General features: G+C 37.7%; 16 protein-coding genes. 8 read left to right on the forward strand and 8 right to left on the reverse strand.

The window, feature by feature from the left end:
• Positions 1–236 precede the first annotated feature (236 nt).
• The 3 genes from HGJ91_RS00840 to HGJ91_RS00850 are packed head-to-tail and all read left to right on the forward strand — an operon-like array spanning position 237 to position 2,354.
• Positions 237–872 (forward strand): HAD family phosphatase, encoded by a 636-nt coding sequence (locus HGJ91_RS00840; protein ID WP_291345784.1) that lies wholly within the window; start codon positions 237–239, stop codon positions 870–872.
• Entirely contained in the window at positions 859–1,629 is a 771-nt protein-coding gene (locus HGJ91_RS00845) for a glycosyltransferase family 2 protein (RefSeq protein WP_291345785.1), read from the forward strand. The genes HGJ91_RS00840 and HGJ91_RS00845 overlap by 14 nt, the downstream gene beginning before the upstream one ends.
• Positions 1,629–2,354 carry a glycosyltransferase family 2 protein gene (locus HGJ91_RS00850; RefSeq protein ID WP_291345786.1) on the forward strand — a complete coding sequence of 242 codons (726 nt, stop codon included), beginning with the start codon at positions 1,629–1,631 and terminating at the stop codon, positions 2,352–2,354. Before HGJ91_RS00845 ends, HGJ91_RS00850 begins: the two co-directional genes overlap by 1 nt.
• Here the strand turns inward: HGJ91_RS00850 and HGJ91_RS00855 are convergent.
• From HGJ91_RS00855 to HGJ91_RS00870, 4 genes are all read right to left on the reverse strand, one after another.
• A complete protein-coding gene (locus HGJ91_RS00855; protein WP_291345787.1) occupies positions 2,349–3,413 on the reverse strand; it encodes a CDP-glycerol glycerophosphotransferase family protein in 1,065 nt (354 codons plus the stop codon). The genes HGJ91_RS00850 and HGJ91_RS00855 overlap by 6 nt on opposite strands.
• 125 nt (positions 3,414–3,538) lie before the next feature.
• Positions 3,539–4,390, reverse strand: a complete 852-nt coding sequence (locus HGJ91_RS00860) for a glycosyltransferase family 2 protein (protein WP_291345788.1) — start codon at positions 4,388–4,390, stop codon at positions 3,539–3,541.
• 7 nt (positions 4,391–4,397) lie between these two features.
• Positions 4,398–5,360 (reverse strand): CDP-glycerol glycerophosphotransferase family protein, encoded by a 963-nt coding sequence (locus HGJ91_RS00865; RefSeq protein ID WP_291345789.1) that lies wholly within the window; start codon positions 5,358–5,360, stop codon positions 4,398–4,400.
• 286 nt (positions 5,361–5,646) lie between these two features.
• Positions 5,647–5,949, reverse strand: a complete 303-nt coding sequence (locus HGJ91_RS00870) for a hypothetical protein (RefSeq protein ID WP_291345790.1) — start codon at positions 5,947–5,949, stop codon at positions 5,647–5,649.
• A 37-nt stretch (positions 5,950–5,986) separates the two neighbouring features.
• Between HGJ91_RS00870 and HGJ91_RS00875 the strand changes: the two genes are divergently transcribed.
• The 3 genes from HGJ91_RS00875 (at position 5,987) to HGJ91_RS00885 (ending at position 8,694) form a co-directional block, all read left to right on the forward strand.
• Positions 5,987–6,985 carry an O-antigen ligase gene (locus tag HGJ91_RS00875; protein WP_291345791.1) on the forward strand — a complete coding sequence of 333 codons (999 nt, stop codon included), beginning with the start codon at positions 5,987–5,989 and terminating at the stop codon, positions 6,983–6,985.
• Complete coding sequence (locus tag HGJ91_RS00880) at positions 6,979–7,893, forward strand: hypothetical protein (protein ID WP_291345792.1); 915 nt, start codon at positions 6,979–6,981, stop codon at positions 7,891–7,893. Before HGJ91_RS00875 ends, HGJ91_RS00880 begins: the two co-directional genes overlap by 7 nt.
• 78 nt (positions 7,894–7,971) lie before the next feature.
• On the forward strand, positions 7,972–8,694 hold the full coding sequence (locus HGJ91_RS00885) for a lipopolysaccharide kinase InaA family protein (protein ID WP_291345793.1): 723 nt from the start codon (positions 7,972–7,974) through the stop codon (positions 8,692–8,694).
• Here HGJ91_RS00885 and HGJ91_RS00890 read toward each other — a convergent pair.
• The 3 genes from HGJ91_RS00890 to lptF are packed head-to-tail and all read right to left on the reverse strand — an operon-like array spanning position 8,654 to position 11,896.
• Positions 8,654–9,625 carry a glycosyltransferase family 9 protein gene (locus tag HGJ91_RS00890; RefSeq protein ID WP_291345794.1) on the reverse strand — a complete coding sequence of 324 codons (972 nt, stop codon included), beginning with the start codon at positions 9,623–9,625 and terminating at the stop codon, positions 8,654–8,656. The genes HGJ91_RS00885 and HGJ91_RS00890 overlap by 41 nt on opposite strands.
• 9 nt (positions 9,626–9,634) lie before the next feature.
• Complete coding sequence (gene lptG / locus HGJ91_RS00895; protein ID WP_291345795.1) at positions 9,635–10,711, reverse strand: LPS export ABC transporter permease LptG; 1,077 nt, start codon at positions 10,709–10,711, stop codon at positions 9,635–9,637.
• Between the two features lie 3 nt (positions 10,712–10,714).
• Positions 10,715–11,896, reverse strand: a complete 1,182-nt coding sequence (lptF, locus tag HGJ91_RS00900) for an LPS export ABC transporter permease LptF (RefSeq protein WP_291345796.1) — start codon at positions 11,894–11,896, stop codon at positions 10,715–10,717.
• Between the two features lie 93 nt (positions 11,897–11,989).
• Between lptF and HGJ91_RS00905 the strand changes: the two genes are divergently transcribed.
• A complete protein-coding gene (locus tag HGJ91_RS00905) occupies positions 11,990–12,625 on the forward strand; it encodes a thiamine diphosphokinase (protein ID WP_291345797.1) in 636 nt (211 codons plus the stop codon).
• Positions 12,626–12,701: 76 nt separating this feature from the next.
• Here the strand turns inward: HGJ91_RS00905 and HGJ91_RS16470 are convergent, their stop codons facing one another.
• Complete coding sequence (locus tag HGJ91_RS16470; RefSeq protein WP_367142561.1) at positions 12,702–13,019, reverse strand: IscA/HesB family protein; 318 nt, start codon at positions 13,017–13,019, stop codon at positions 12,702–12,704.
• Positions 13,020–13,208: 189 nt separating this feature from the next.
• Between HGJ91_RS16470 and galE the strand changes: the two genes are divergently transcribed.
• Complete coding sequence (gene galE, locus HGJ91_RS00915; protein WP_291345799.1) at positions 13,209–14,228, forward strand: UDP-glucose 4-epimerase GalE; 1,020 nt, start codon at positions 13,209–13,211, stop codon at positions 14,226–14,228.
• Positions 14,229–14,236 lie beyond the last annotated feature (8 nt).

Consider the following 14,236-nt stretch of genomic DNA (forward strand, 5'->3'; position numbering starts at 1 on the left):
GACCTTTCTGCTATGGAAACCATAAATTGTTTATACACCTGTTTGCACAAATTAGCGACCAAATAAAATAAAATGGAGTAATCTATGTAAATATCTGTCTATCCTTCATTAGAATTATGAAAAATGTTTTTGCTAAGTAAAAAAAATATGATATAAAGTTTTTTATTTGTGATATTCTCAGATAAACCTATGAAATATATGATATTAATAGTCTTTGGAGTATGTGGAGGATAGCCATGGGAAGCATTAAGGCAGTACTTTTTGATATGGATGGGGTCTTAATTGAAGCCAAGGACTGGCATTATGAGTCTTTAAACAAAGCTCTCGGACTTTTTGGCATGAAGATCAGCCGATATGATCATCTGGTAACATATGACGGTCTTCCAACCAAACGGAAGTTAGACATGTTAACCATGGAAAAGGGCTTGGCAAAGGAGCTGCATCCTTTTGTTTATGAAATGAAACAACTTTACACCATGGAAATTGTTTATACCAAATGCAAACCACAATTTTATCATGAATACGCACTTTCAAAACTGAAAAATCAAAACTATAAAATTGCCGTATGTTCCAATGCCATCCGTAACTCTGTTGAAGTGATGTTGAAAAAAGCAGCACTATATGATTACCTGGATTTTTTTATTTCAAATCAAGATGTTACAAAAGGGAAGCCTGACCCTGAAATGTATAATACAGCAATCAAGAGGTTAAATCTTAGACCTGAAGAGTGCATGATTATTGAAGACAATGAAAAAGGAATACAGGCAGCACGGGCAAGCAAAGCTTTTGTTATGGAAGTTGATACAGTTAATGACGTAAATTATCAAAATATTATGGGTCATATCAGGGGGTTTGAAAATGAAGAAAGTTAATGTGCTGGTGCCCATGGCCGGGAAAACTATGTTTTTTGATAAACATGAATACCCATATCCAAAATCTCTGATTGAGATTAATAAAAAAACCATGATTGAACATGTGATTCATAATTTATCTGCTGTTAACAACATCAACCAGTTTATCTTTGTGGTAAATGATGAAGATTGTAGAAAATACCATCTGGATAACATACTCAGCTTATTGACCAATGACCATTGCCAGGTGATTAAAGTCAGTAACGAAACAAAAGGGGCTGCCTGCAGTGCCTTACTCTCCATCAAACATATCAATAATGATGATGAGCTGATTATCGCAAATGGGGACCAGATTTTCAGGGATGATTTAAATAAAATACTGGAAACCCATAGAGCGAACAGTCTTGATGCTGCTGTTATCATTTTTAATTCGGTTCACCCAAGATGGTCCTATGTCAGGCTGGATGAAAATGGTTTGGTGATTGAGACGGCAGAAAAAAGGCCCTTCAGCAAACAGGCAATTGCCGGTTTTTTTTATTTTAAACAAGGAAATTTTTTTGTTGAGGCCGCAATGAATATGATAAAAAAAGATGCCAATGTAAACGGAGCTTTTTTTATTGCCCCATCCTTAAATGAAATGGTTCTAAGCAAAAAAAGAATTGGTGTTTATACCATTGATAATGAAAAGTATCATTCATTTCACTCACCACAAAGGGTTAATGAGTATGAAAAAAATTATACAAACTATATGAATTCAGCTGGTTACATGGAGAAATAATGATTAATATTGTAATACCCATGGCAGGGGAGGGCAGCCGATTTGTAAAAGAAGGCTATAAAACGCCAAAACCTTTTGTCGATGTGGCGGGACAGCCCATGATAGCCAGGATTTTGGACAATTTGTATTATCCTGGTGTAAATTTCATACTCATTGCCCGTAAAGAACATATGGAACAATCCCAGGATATTGTTGCCGAAATTAAAAAAAAATATCCTGCAACATTTATTGCTATTGACAAACTCACGGAAGGGACCGCCTGTACGGTTCTTTTTGCACGATCATTTATTAACAATGACTATCCTCTCTTGATTGCCAATAGCGACCAGATTGTGGATATGAAGATTAAAGTGTATATTGACGATGCCCTTGACCGTAACCTTGATGGATCGATTCTGACATTTATTGATACCTATAAAGATCCTAAATGGTCCTTTGCCAGGCTGGATAAAAACAACCTGGTCGTTGAAGTAAAAGAAAAAGTTGCCATATCTGATCTTGCCACTGTGGGTATCTATTTGTTTACAAAGGGAAGATACTTCGTGGACGCTGCTGTTGATATGATAATTAGCAATGATCGGGTTAATACTGAATTTTATACATGCCCTGTCTATAATTATTCAATCCGGGATGGCCGGAATATTGGAATTTATAACATTGATTTTCATCAAATGCATGGAATCGGTACACCCGATGACTTGAATATGTACTTAAAAACCTTATAAATTGTTCAGCAAATATTCAGCAACCCTGATGGAGGATTTTCCGTCAATAGGCCCTAGTAATTGATCTGTATATTTTAATCGTTTCTTTTCAAACAAAGCCGGATGCTCAATCTGCCTGTCTACTTCACTTCTAAGCTCATTATATGTTTTAACATGCACAGCTATATCACGGTATTGGAAAAGTTTTTTGTCCATTCGGTTCAGATGTCTGAATCGGAAAGGCCCCCTGTAAAATAAGCGTAATTTCATAAAATCGCACCAGACAACCGGTTTGTTTAATGCTGCAAATTCAAACAGGGTCGAGGAGGCATCACTGATTAAAAGATCAGCAGACTTTAAAAATGGCAAAATCGAATACTCATCTATTCCGGCTGCATAGACATTGTCATACTGCTTCCAATGGTTGATCCGTTTAATCTGCCCTTTATATTTTTTCTTAATGTAGGAAAAAAAATGAAATTTGATTAAAATATTATAATCCTTAAAATCATTGGGGAAATTTTTGGGGAACCTCTCAATGGAGCTTGGATAAAAGGTAGGTGCATAGAGCAGGGTTTGCTTGTTCGGATCCAGACCAATCGCTTTAAAATCCAAAGGTTCCTGACTGTTGTTTATAAGCGGATCCATCTTTGAAAAGCCGACCAGTACCTGGTTTTTATCTGGGAATGCCTTGGCGAGTTCTTTAAAATGGTGGGTTCCGTCAACAAACCGCACATCCATCTGGTTCATGCCTGGGAGATACCCGACAGATTTCACGCCAGCCCCGTGATTAATTAATGCTGTTTTTATATGTGATGGAATTTTAGAGATGTATTTAAAAGAATTTCCGAATATAATCCAGTTACCGTCACACCCCCTGTAATACTCAAAAGATTCATGTTCCGAATCAACAAAGATATGAGGCAGGTTTAATCGCTTGACTTCATTTTCTATAATCTGGATTAAATCTTTGTTTCTATAGACAACAAAAAGACAATCAACTTTTTTTTTTAGAATCTTATAAACCGAAAGGTATTGTGGTAAATAGTATAAATGAGCAACATCAAAAATAATTTTCATTTTTTTATTTCTGCCTTAATCGTCGGTTATTGCAAGGTAAGAAATAAGACAGGACTTCACTTTTTGTCAAGGCATATAATAAATCATTAAATGAATTCGCCAATTCAGAATAAAAAAGATTGGGATTATTGGAAATCATCAGTTTTGTCTGTGATACCCGGGTTTAATCTTTTTTCACGATTCAATGTCCACAATCCTGCATATTTATTAAAAGAGTACTGACTGAACATGGCCGCTATTAAAAACCCCACCGGACCATCCAAAAAACCACGCCGGATAATATAGATCTGAAAAAAGACCCAGACAGAACGGAAACTTGCTCCCCAAAGACCTCCACCGGTTTTTCCCTTTTTAAAATTTTGAAGGGATCCAAGCCAGGAGTACGACCTGTTTTTGTGAAGCAGATGCTCAAAATCTCGGATGGAGTAATGGATGAGACGGCCTTTTAACGTGCTGGTTTCTCCTTTTTCAGTGATCACAGTTTCATGAACCATGGCATTGGAAAACCTTGCGCCTTCCCGCTTGAACAGGCGCCGTATAGAACGAGCACTACGTCCATAATCAAGACGTTTCCCAAACATGATTTGGGCCCAGGGAAGTCTGAACATAACTTCACGGGGATTTTTCTCAAGCACCCGGGGGATCTCTTCAATCAGTTCGGGTGACAGGGCTTCATCCGCATCAATAGAAAGCACCCAGCTGCCTGATGCTTTTTCCAGAACTCGTTGTTTTTGAGGACCGAAACCCGGCCAGTCGGTGATAAAAACCTGTTCAGTATATTTTTTTATGATTTCAACGGTTTTGTCCGTACTGCCACTGTCAAATACAATGATTTCATCGGCTATACCCGCTACAGATTTCAGACATGTTTCGATTCGATCTTCTTCATTTTTCGTAATGATAATAACAGATAGAGTATAAGTTTTTTCCATTTTATTTTTGGCGTTCCCTTTAGAACGATCTTTTGTTTGGCTCATGTTTTATTTACTTTAAACTAAAGTAGCGTAATTTCTTACGCATTTTGAATTTGCGAATCAGGTTCAAAGGTTTTGGCTCAAGATGGTCTGTTCCCGAAACAATCATGTTTTCAATTGCTGTAACCACACGATGACTGGATCGTCCATCGCGGTAGGGGTGTATGGCTTCAGAATACTTTTTAATTTGATCCATAATCTTTGTTGATGGGTTAAACGCCTGTTGCAGATGCACTTCAAGGTCTTGGGGGTCAGAAAAATGGACCATCCAGTCCCGTGGTTTGCGATTTCTGAAAGTAACCACTGGTTTTTTTAAAAGGGAAAATTCAGTAACAATTGAAGATGTGTCAGATAGCATAACATCAGCTGCCTGTAACAATGGAACAGGGTCATCAATTTCAATAATTTGAAAATTACTGCTTTCCAGCTCACGATACATGGTAATTTCCTTTGAAGTAACTTTTGGATGAAACTTAACTATCCATTGCCAGGGTTGAGCCCTGACGATTCTTTTAATTTGTTCATAAAGCACTTCGGTACTGGTCATCGATTTCGAAAAAGTTGGTGCATAAAGAATAAGCCGCTCTTTTTTTTTATACTTTTGGGTTTCTGGATGAGGGGAAAAAAGCGAATCTAATTTACTCCAACCCGTCTCAACGTAATCAAACGTTTTATATTTTTGTCTCAACTTTATAAACGGTGCGGTTTTTATTGGTGATTGAGTACAATAAAGATCATAAAAACCCCGTATGTCTGCTTCACCGTCCTTACCTGAATCAATACCATGAAAAAGTTGAACTTTAATACCCGGAAAAAAATCAGGAATCATGTTCCCAGACGTCAAGACAGCGTGTGGTGAGTATTTTTTCACTTCAGGTACCGTCAAAAGACGTCTATCCTCTGGTAAAAGAAATCGTTCAGCCTCATCTCCATCAGGTACAAACCAGGCAACAGTATGTCCTGATTCCTTCAACACTTTTTCAACAGGACGAAGAACGCCAAACCCATAGGAAAATGTTATGTAAAATAGATAGTTATGAGACATGTTTTTTGCTTGCCCGTTGCATTTTCATTCTTTATTAAGATGGCCTGAAATTATTTATAGTGTAGGATGTCGTAATACTTTCTGTCAAGTTAATTATCTCTGAAAACGAAGTTATGGCTTTGGAGATTAAGGGAAAAAAAGAGTGTAGCTTGACAAATTTGCAGAAAAAAATTTGCATTATTATTTAACATATTATATTAAATACTTTTGACATTTACATAATAGTTAACGCAGTGTTTTTACGTAACACTTGAACAATATGCAACTTTGCAAATGAAGGGAAAAGGAGGATGACAGAATCAAGTGTTTTTCGTACCGGTATTTCTATACTGATTTTTATTTTTTTAGTGCTTTCCAATCTGATCCCGCATACGAGCAGTGTGGTTCTATTATTGTTGACCCTTGCTGGACTTCCGTTCTGTTTTTCTTCAAAACACAGGCCTGACATATCAAGCAAAGAAAAAGCTGTTATGCGGGCGTTTGTCGCTTTTTTTGCAATATACCTCCTCTCTTTCATTTTGAATGGCATCTTGGGTAATCTGGAGGACCCGAGTTTGAAATATTTTGAACGCAGAATACGATTACTGTTTATTATTCCAATTTTTTTTCTTTTGAAACGCATTAAAATTGGACAGACAGTATTCTGGTACTCTGTTTGTTCGGGAGCAGCTGTAGCAGGCATTTATGCCCTTGTCAACAAGTTATGGCTATTCCCTGGAATGCGGGTCAGCGGGTCATACCACAGCATTGCTTTCGGTGACCTGGCCATTGTAATGGCATTTATGAGCCTGACAAGTCTTGGCTTTTTTTTAAAAAAAAACAATACTTATATCGTTATTCCCATTGTCGCTTTTCTTCTAGGTGTCATTGCCTGCCTGCTGTCCGGATCAAAAGGTGCGTGGATTGCTTTTCCAGCGTTTGCAGTTATTATTTTTTTCTACCTTGGCAACCGAACCAGGATATGGGTGCGCTTGTTGTTATGCCTAACTGCATGCATTCTTATATTTTCTGCTTATCATATACCGGCTACAGGGATTGCAGACCGTATTCAGGCAATGAAAAAAGAATGGAGTGATTATCAAGCAGACAATCGTAGCAAGGGCAGCATCGCCTGCCGTATTGAAGGATGGAAAGCGGCATGGAAAATTTTTAAACAGCATCCTGCCATGGGAGCAGGTGTGGGCAGCTTTCAACCGATCGTAAAAAAAATGATTGAAAACGGAGAAATAAGCAAAATTATTGCCAGATTCAGTCAACCCCACAGTTCATATCTGTATAGCATGGCAGAGTGTGGCATTCCAGGACTTTTTGCCATTCTATGTGTATTTATTGTTCCGCTGTGGCTGATGATTTCCTCTGCAGGCAAGAGCGGTTTCCAAAGAGATATTTTGTACGGGGGTATCATACTCATCGTCGGTTTTATGCATTTTGGTTTGACGGAATCTATATTCAGAAGAAATATTAACATCAATTTTTATGTTATCATGTTGGCGCTTGTACTATCAAACTTGAGTGTTCAAAAAAAAATAAATGAGACTGATAATAAATGGTAAAAAAAACAATGTACGATATACAGATATTTTTTATAAAACAATTATTGTTGGTTACAAATTCCTTATCCTGGGAATTCTCTTATAAACTTGGACATTTACTGGGCCTTATCATATATTATTCAGGCTTTAGAAAAAAAGTGGCCATGGTTAACCTCGATATCGTTTACGGGAACACAAAAACACAAAAACACAAACAAAACATTCTGAAAAAATCTTCAATAAATTTAGGCCATGTTGTTATAAATTACCTGCGCCTGCCATATGTTGAAAGCAGTTTCTGGAAAAAAAATTGTAGAATTACGAATGAAAAGACCCTGAAAAAATTGTTAGCAAAAAAAAAAGGCGTGGCTATTATATCGGGACATTTCGGGATGTGGGATTTGGGAATTGGAAAACTTGGGCATTCGGATTATAATTTTTCCGTTATTGGAAAAAGAATAAGAAATCAAGCGATAAACGAGATGGTTCTTGACTCCAGAAAGCGTTTAAAAATGAGGAACCTAATGAATAAGAATGTCATGGATACCATTATCAATATTTTAAAAAATGGGGGTATTGTAGGGATAGCAGTTGATCAAAGGATTCAAAAATCAAAGGGGGTTTTTTTAAACTGGATGGGACGTCCCGCCTCATCTGTAAAATCAACATCATATATTGTCAGGGAAACAGGTGCATCAGTCCTGAGTGCTTACATGGTTCAACATGGCCCCAGGGAGTTTGAACTAATAATAGGAGATGAAATTACATGGGAAAAATATCCGGAAGATCCTGAAAAAGAACTGCTTATTAATTCACAGAAACAAGCTGATGTTGTCCAAAAATTTATTTTAAAAAAACCCGAACTATGGTTCTGGATGCATAAAAGATGGAAGATTCATCCGGATAAAAAATCAAATCCTTATCTCTGATTGTTACCTGTGCCGGCAGGATGGTATCATCAAAAAAAAATTGTTCGGGCCTGCCGTATGTTTTGGATTAAACACTATATGAACTTTTCAAATATCATAGAAATTAAATATATAGATTGGGTAATAGGTTCCAATACTCCAATTGCACCTGAACAGATTGAAAGTCTGACCGGCTTAATGGAAGTAGGCGCCTCAAACCATGTGACTCCTTTGGATGGCAGATCTCCGGTGTTAAAAAAAGAAATCAAAGGAATCGGGACTGTGGTAATCAAACAATACCTTCGGGGAGGGATGATGCAGTGGCTGTTAAAGGATCGATATTTCAAGACGGGCCCCTGTCGTGCCAGAGCAGAATTTGAAATTCTTTTAAAAGCTGCCGGATATGGTATCAATGTGCCTGAACCCATACTCTATTTTCAAAAAGGACACCTTATCTATAAATGCTGGCTGATAACAAAAAAAATTCCCAATAATGGCTCTATCGCACAAATCAGTCTAACTGCCCCGGATTCAATCAAGACATTAATGAATAAAGTGACCCTTCAAGTTCAAAAAATGATAACAAAGGGGATTTATCATGTGGACTTTCATCCGGGGAATGTCCTGGCCGGCCGGGATGGGAAAATTTATCTGCTTGATTTTGACAAAGCATTTATCACTAAAATGAAGAAAACTACACTTGCCCGAAAATATGTCAACCGCTGGAATCGGGCTGTGTTAAAACATAAACTTCCAAAAATAATTTTAAAAACTTCATTTTTCAGGAGTGATGATTTAATAAATGCTTCAACTGAGCCATAACATCTGAAGGTTTAATCGCATCCATGCAAAACGGATCCCTGCACTGTTTTTGGTTACACGGGGAACAATCCACATCCTTTTTTATAACAACGCCGTGATAGGGTCCGGTTCGTTCTGGATTTGACGGGCCAAACAAGGCGACAACTTTTGTATTCAAAGCTTTCGCAAGATGCATGGGACCGGTGTCACAGCTGATAGTACAGACTGCATTTGCCAGGACTTCTACAAGCTCCGGGACACTTGTCTTCCCGGTGAGATCAACCACAGGACATGCAGATTCAGACATAATAATCTTAGCAGGCTGCCGATCTTGGGGTCCACCTGTTAAAATACAGGGGATGTTCAATTCGTTATCAATAGCGTCAATCAAGTTGGCAAAATGATAAGGACTCCACTGGTTGGCCGACTTGGTGGCACCGATATTCAACACCAGATATTTCTTTGGAATACCGGATATTGTCGTCTCCGTTCTTGGAATTTTCCATTGAATATGGTCGCACCTGAGATCTAAATGGGCAGAAAACTCCAAATACTGATCCAGCATGTGTTTCTCTGGATCTGAAGACTTTATTCTCTCAAAGGGAAAAAGCCAGGACATCTCTTTGCACCTTTTTTTATCAAACCCAATCCGCCTTCGGCTATTTGCAGCCAGAGCAAAGAATCCTGACTTCAGGGTTCTCTGAAGATCAAAGGTTATGTCATAGGCATCCATTCTGATTTGTTGTAAAACATGCCGCAATGATTTTATAGTATGTTTCCTGTCAAACAAGATGGCTTTATCAACGCAGCTATGGTTCACAACCAAAAGGTAACTTAACGGTGCCACAAGCCAGTGAATTTCACATTCGAGCTTCTCTTTTAAATTCACTGCCAAAGGAAATGTATTGATAACATCGCCTAAAGCACCCAGTTTTACAATCAAAATTTTCATTAACCAAACCTATTCTGTATTAATTAAATATAAGGCACTAAGTGCCAAAAAAAACAGATTGGCCGTCCAGGCACTGATGACGGGCGGCAGAATAGTTCCATATCCCATAGAAAGGCAGAATCCATACATGACCCAATACATAAATGAAATCACAACACCAATGGCTATGGCCACCGGGATATTGTCCTTTGCAAAGGATCTCATACCTGTGGCAGCACCTGTCAGAACCATAATGATGCAGATAAAGGGAAATGCAATTTTCCCGTTCAAATCCACCTTATAGGTTGTGGCATCATATCCTTCTTCTTCCACCTTGGTAACATATTTTTTTAATTCAAAAAAACTCATTTCTTCTGATTTTTTTGTAATTTCTCCAAGATCTTCCGGTTTAAATGTCAATGGAATAATCTTTTCATCATATGATTTTACATCATAATCCATTGAATCCTTTGCATGGATCTGCTCTATAATATTTTCAAACACCCAGTTTTCCTGTTTAAAATATCCTTTTTTAGCATCAATTCTTGACTCAATTCTAAAATTTTCCCCAAGGGATGTTATGGTGACACCAGCAAGGATCTGGTTTGCAGGATCATAAAAATTAATGTGAACCAGTTTGTTTTTAGACTTTATCCATATATCTTTTTTTGCAGAATAAATATCGTGTCTTTTTTTAATAACATTATATTTTATATAATTAGATTTTGTCATGGTAACCGGAATAATGGTCTCCCCTAAAAAAAACATGAGCATGGCAAAAATCACCCCCACAAGGAGAGCTGGCTTAACAAGAAAATATAAACTGATACCACTGGACTTGATGGCCAGAAGTTCATTGCTCCTGTTCATCAATCCAAAAACCGTAATTGTTGCGAGTAAAATACTTGCCGGTGTCAATTGTACAAACATGAAAGGGACTTTTAAAACGACATATCCCAGAGCACCTATAAGGGAAATATCAGAATTTAAAAATCTCTCCATCCTGGAAAGATAATCAATAAATACAAACAGAACCAGGATCAGTAACTGAATGATGGAAAAAAATTTAAAAAATTCCTTTAACCAATATTTATGCAGACATGACATATTTTATATTTTTCTTATAAACCGATTTTTTATGGCCAGTGCAGCCTTATTGAAAAACACAGGAGGCATGACCAGTTTTTCCTTTGCATTCCTGACAAGAAAAAAAACGCCAACACCTCCCATGATCACATTTGGCAGCCACATCGCGAAAACCGGAGGATAATTTCCTGTTTCTCCTGCCGACCATCCAATAGCCAGAAGAAAATAATAGAGAAGAAAAAAACAAATTCCAAAACCAAATCCTGAAGACCGTCTAAAAGAAGCTGACTGAACCCCCAGGGGAAAAGCAAGGAGACCTAAGGAAAGACAGGCAAAAGGAATTGAAAATTTTTCATGCAATTCCATTAAAGCTTCGATCAAACGGGCTTTATCCTTAATCCCCGACCGTATTAACCCTATCAAATCAACCAGGCTTATCTCATCCAGGTCCTTTAATATTTTCCCATTCTTTTTGTTCATGCTGTTCAAATCAATATTGATATCATAATTTTCAAATTGAATGCTGCTCACAGATTTTTCATCAGCATCCACCTGATTGATAACCCCATTATAAAGTCTTATGGCATACACCTGCTCATCTTCAAGCCGAATCAATTTCCCTGAAGGAGCAGCAGAAATACTGACGACACCTTTTGTTCGCCTGTCTTCAATAAAGACATCTCTTAATGCTTTGGTTTTCATATTCACATGGGAGACATAAATCATGACATCTTCCAATTCACAATTAAATTGTCTCTCCTGAAGGGCCGCATCAATACTTGATCTTGCAAGTTCAATGCTTTTCTTTTTAATAGATAATTTACCCCAGGATACTCCAAAAACGGTGATGCACATGGTCAAAAAAACACCTGAAAAACAAAAAATCAACACCGGTGGCAATAATTTATAGAGAGATACACCAGCACCTTTTAATGCGAGAATCTCGTTTTCCTGCGACATACGCATAAACGTCAAAAGGATGGATATCATGACAGACATGGGAACGGTGAATTCCAAAAATCTTGGAAGTGTATAAACGACCATAAAAACAACAGATAAAATATCAGCATTATAGTTCACAACCATATTGGTAATTTCCGGTATTCGTGTCATCAAAAAGACAAATGTCAGAAAAAAAAGGCTGATGGCAAAGGGGGGTAAAAATTCCCTGAAAATATATCTGTTTATAATATTAAAACTTTTCATTTTCAGGAAAAATATAAGTTAAGGGACAAATAGTCAAGATTTGATACAAAGATTAGGTTTTAATCCCTTAATTTTCATGATAATAATTTGTCTATGAAATGTGTGATAATAGCCAGTGGCGACCTTGAATATACCAGCGACATTCACCGCATGATCAAGACTGCCCAACTGATTATCAGTGCCGATGGCGGTGCCGGGCATTTAAGAATATTAAATATTTTACCCCATGTAATGATCGGCGACTTTGACTCAATCCATCCGGATGACAAACAGTTTTTTAAAAAAAAACAAGTGAAAATGCTCACCTTTCCCTCAAGAAAAAACCATACTGATTCTGAACTTTGCATATCCTGGGCTCTTGAAAACAACGCAACAGATATCACATTGTTGGGTGTCACCGGCACCCGGCTGGATCATACCCTGGCCAATATTTTTCTTTTAAAAAAACTTGCAAGGCAAAATATCCCGGCCAGAATCATAAATAAAAACAATGAAATTCATATCGTAACAAATTTTTTAGAGCTTAAAGGCCGGCCCAAAGACTTTTTGTCCATTATTCCCATTACAGAGAAAGTAACCGGAATCACTCTAAGAGGACTTGAATATCCTCTGGTAAATGCAACCTTAGAAATGGGATCTTGTCTTGGTGTCAGCAACTCTTTTAAGGAGGCTGTTGCATCTGTTTCTATTGAAAAAGGTATTTTAATCGTAACAAAATCAACAGATTGACCTGCATGATTAAAACTAAAAGAGAAGGCGTCCACTCATTTTTGGACACCTTCTCTTTTAAAAAAAACTAAACCTATTAATCTCCGCAGGAACCGTCGGAACCGCAACTGGAGCATCCGGATTGTCCCAGTTCAATATTGGAGTCAAGATGGAATCCCATCCCGCTAAAATCTATTTTAATATTTTCGGCTTTTCCCATAAAATCTTTGTCGACAACAAATTTCAGGCCTTTAACATCAAATGTGTCATCCGTATCTTTCGGCTCATCCAGAGCCATGGCAAGTGAAGGACCACCTCAGCCGCCTGAATTGAGAAAAATCCTAATGGGGGTAGGTTCTCTGTCCTGGAAATAGTCATTGATCTGCATTTTTGCAGGATCTGTTAACTCAATCATTGTAAAACTCTCCTTATTCGTTTATTTATTTTTCAGGGTTCTTCTGCCTGAATGCTCTAATTCTAATCATGCACCGTCTGCATGTCAATATACTGTACAAAAGATTACAAAAATTGTAATATGTACCGTAATTTATTTTTAAAAATAATAAAAAAAACCCGTGAAAACTAAAAAGTATAAGGACTATCCATGAAAATACTTGTTACCGGTGGTGCCGGATATATCGGGAGCCACACCTGTGTTGAGCTTTTAAATAAAAATTATGATGTGGTTGTCATAGATAATCTTTCCAATAGTTCTGAAGAATCTCTAAAGCGAGTCAAAAATATTACCAGTAAATCCCTTTCATTTTATAAAGCGGACCTCCTGGATAAAAAAGAGATCACTGCTGTTTTTTCTGACCATAAAATAGACGCGGTCATTCATTTTGCAGGGTTAAAGGCTGTGGGAGAATCTGTGATGATCCCATTAAAATACTTTCATAATAATATTACAGGCACATTGAATCTACTTGAAGTCATGAATGATTTCAATACAAAAAACATTGTCTTTTCTTCTTCTGCAACCGTGTACGGAAATCCTGCATCCCTTCCCATAAAAGAAGGCTTCCCCTTATCGGCCACCAATCCCTATGGCCGGACAAAGCTGATGATAGAAGAGATACTGCAGGATCTTTATCGTTCTGACAAAAACTGGAACATTGCCCTGTTAAGATATTTCAACCCTGTTGGTGCTCACGAAAGCGGCAAGATCGGAGAAGACCCGTTTGGTATCCCTAATAATCTTGTACCGTATATTTCCCAGGTAGCCGTAGGGGCTTTATCCCAGGTCAGTATATTTGGGAATGACTATGATACCCCGGACGGAACCGGTGTCAGAGACTTTATTCATGTGGTTGATCTGGCACTGGGCCACATTAAAACCCTGCCAAAACTTTTTACCAATCCTGGTGTGATGATTTATAATCTTGGAACAGGTCTTGGCTATTCAGTCCTTGAAATGATTAAAGGATTTGAAGCGGCAAGCAATAAAAAAATCCCTTATAAAATCACAAGACGAAGACCCGGTGATATTGCCGCCTGCTGGGCAGATCCTGCCAAAGCGAAAGCGGAACTTGACTGGGAAGCAAATAAAACACTTATAGACATGTGCAAAGATACATGGAACTGGCAGAAAAAAAACCCAACCGGATACCAGAAAACTCAATGAAAAAATAA

The organism is Desulfobacula sp. (assembly GCF_014237455.1).
Taxonomy (GTDB): domain Bacteria; phylum Desulfobacterota; class Desulfobacteria; order Desulfobacterales; family Desulfobacteraceae; genus Desulfobacula.

Bases quoted from the DNA above. Each gene is read 5' to 3' on its own strand.
- lptF (WP_291345796.1), bottom strand. From the start codon at position 11,896: ATGAAAAGTTTTAATATTATAAACAGATATATTTTCAGGGAATTTTTA.
- HGJ91_RS00860 (WP_291345788.1), bottom strand. From the start codon at position 4,390: ATGAGCCAAACAAAAGATCGTTCTAAAGGGAACGCCAAAAATAAAATG.
- HGJ91_RS00885 (WP_291345793.1), top strand. From the start codon at position 7,972: ATGAACTTTTCAAATATCATAGAAATTAAATATATAGATTGGGTAATA.
- HGJ91_RS00840 (WP_291345784.1), top strand. From the start codon at position 237: ATGGGAAGCATTAAGGCAGTACTTTTTGATATGGATGGGGTCTTAATT.
- HGJ91_RS00905 (WP_291345797.1), top strand. From the start codon at position 11,990: ATGAAATGTGTGATAATAGCCAGTGGCGACCTTGAATATACCAGCGAC.
- HGJ91_RS00855 (WP_291345787.1), bottom strand. From the start codon at position 3,413: ATGAAAATTATTTTTGATGTTGCTCATTTATACTATTTACCACAATAC.
- HGJ91_RS00850 (WP_291345786.1), top strand. From the start codon at position 1,629: ATGATTAATATTGTAATACCCATGGCAGGGGAGGGCAGCCGATTTGTA.
- lptG (WP_291345795.1), bottom strand. From the start codon at position 10,711: ATGTCATGTCTGCATAAATATTGGTTAAAGGAATTTTTTAAATTTTTT.
- HGJ91_RS00870 (WP_291345790.1), bottom strand. From the start codon at position 5,949: ATGAAAGAGAGGAGGTATATTGCAAAAAAAGCGACAAACGCCCGCATA.
- HGJ91_RS00880 (WP_291345792.1), top strand. From the start codon at position 6,979: ATGGTAAAAAAAACAATGTACGATATACAGATATTTTTTATAAAACAA.
- HGJ91_RS00845 (WP_291345785.1), top strand. From the start codon at position 859: ATGAAGAAAGTTAATGTGCTGGTGCCCATGGCCGGGAAAACTATGTTT.
- HGJ91_RS00890 (WP_291345794.1), bottom strand. From the start codon at position 9,625: ATGAAAATTTTGATTGTAAAACTGGGTGCTTTAGGCGATGTTATCAAT.
- galE (WP_291345799.1), top strand. From the start codon at position 13,209: ATGAAAATACTTGTTACCGGTGGTGCCGGATATATCGGGAGCCACACC.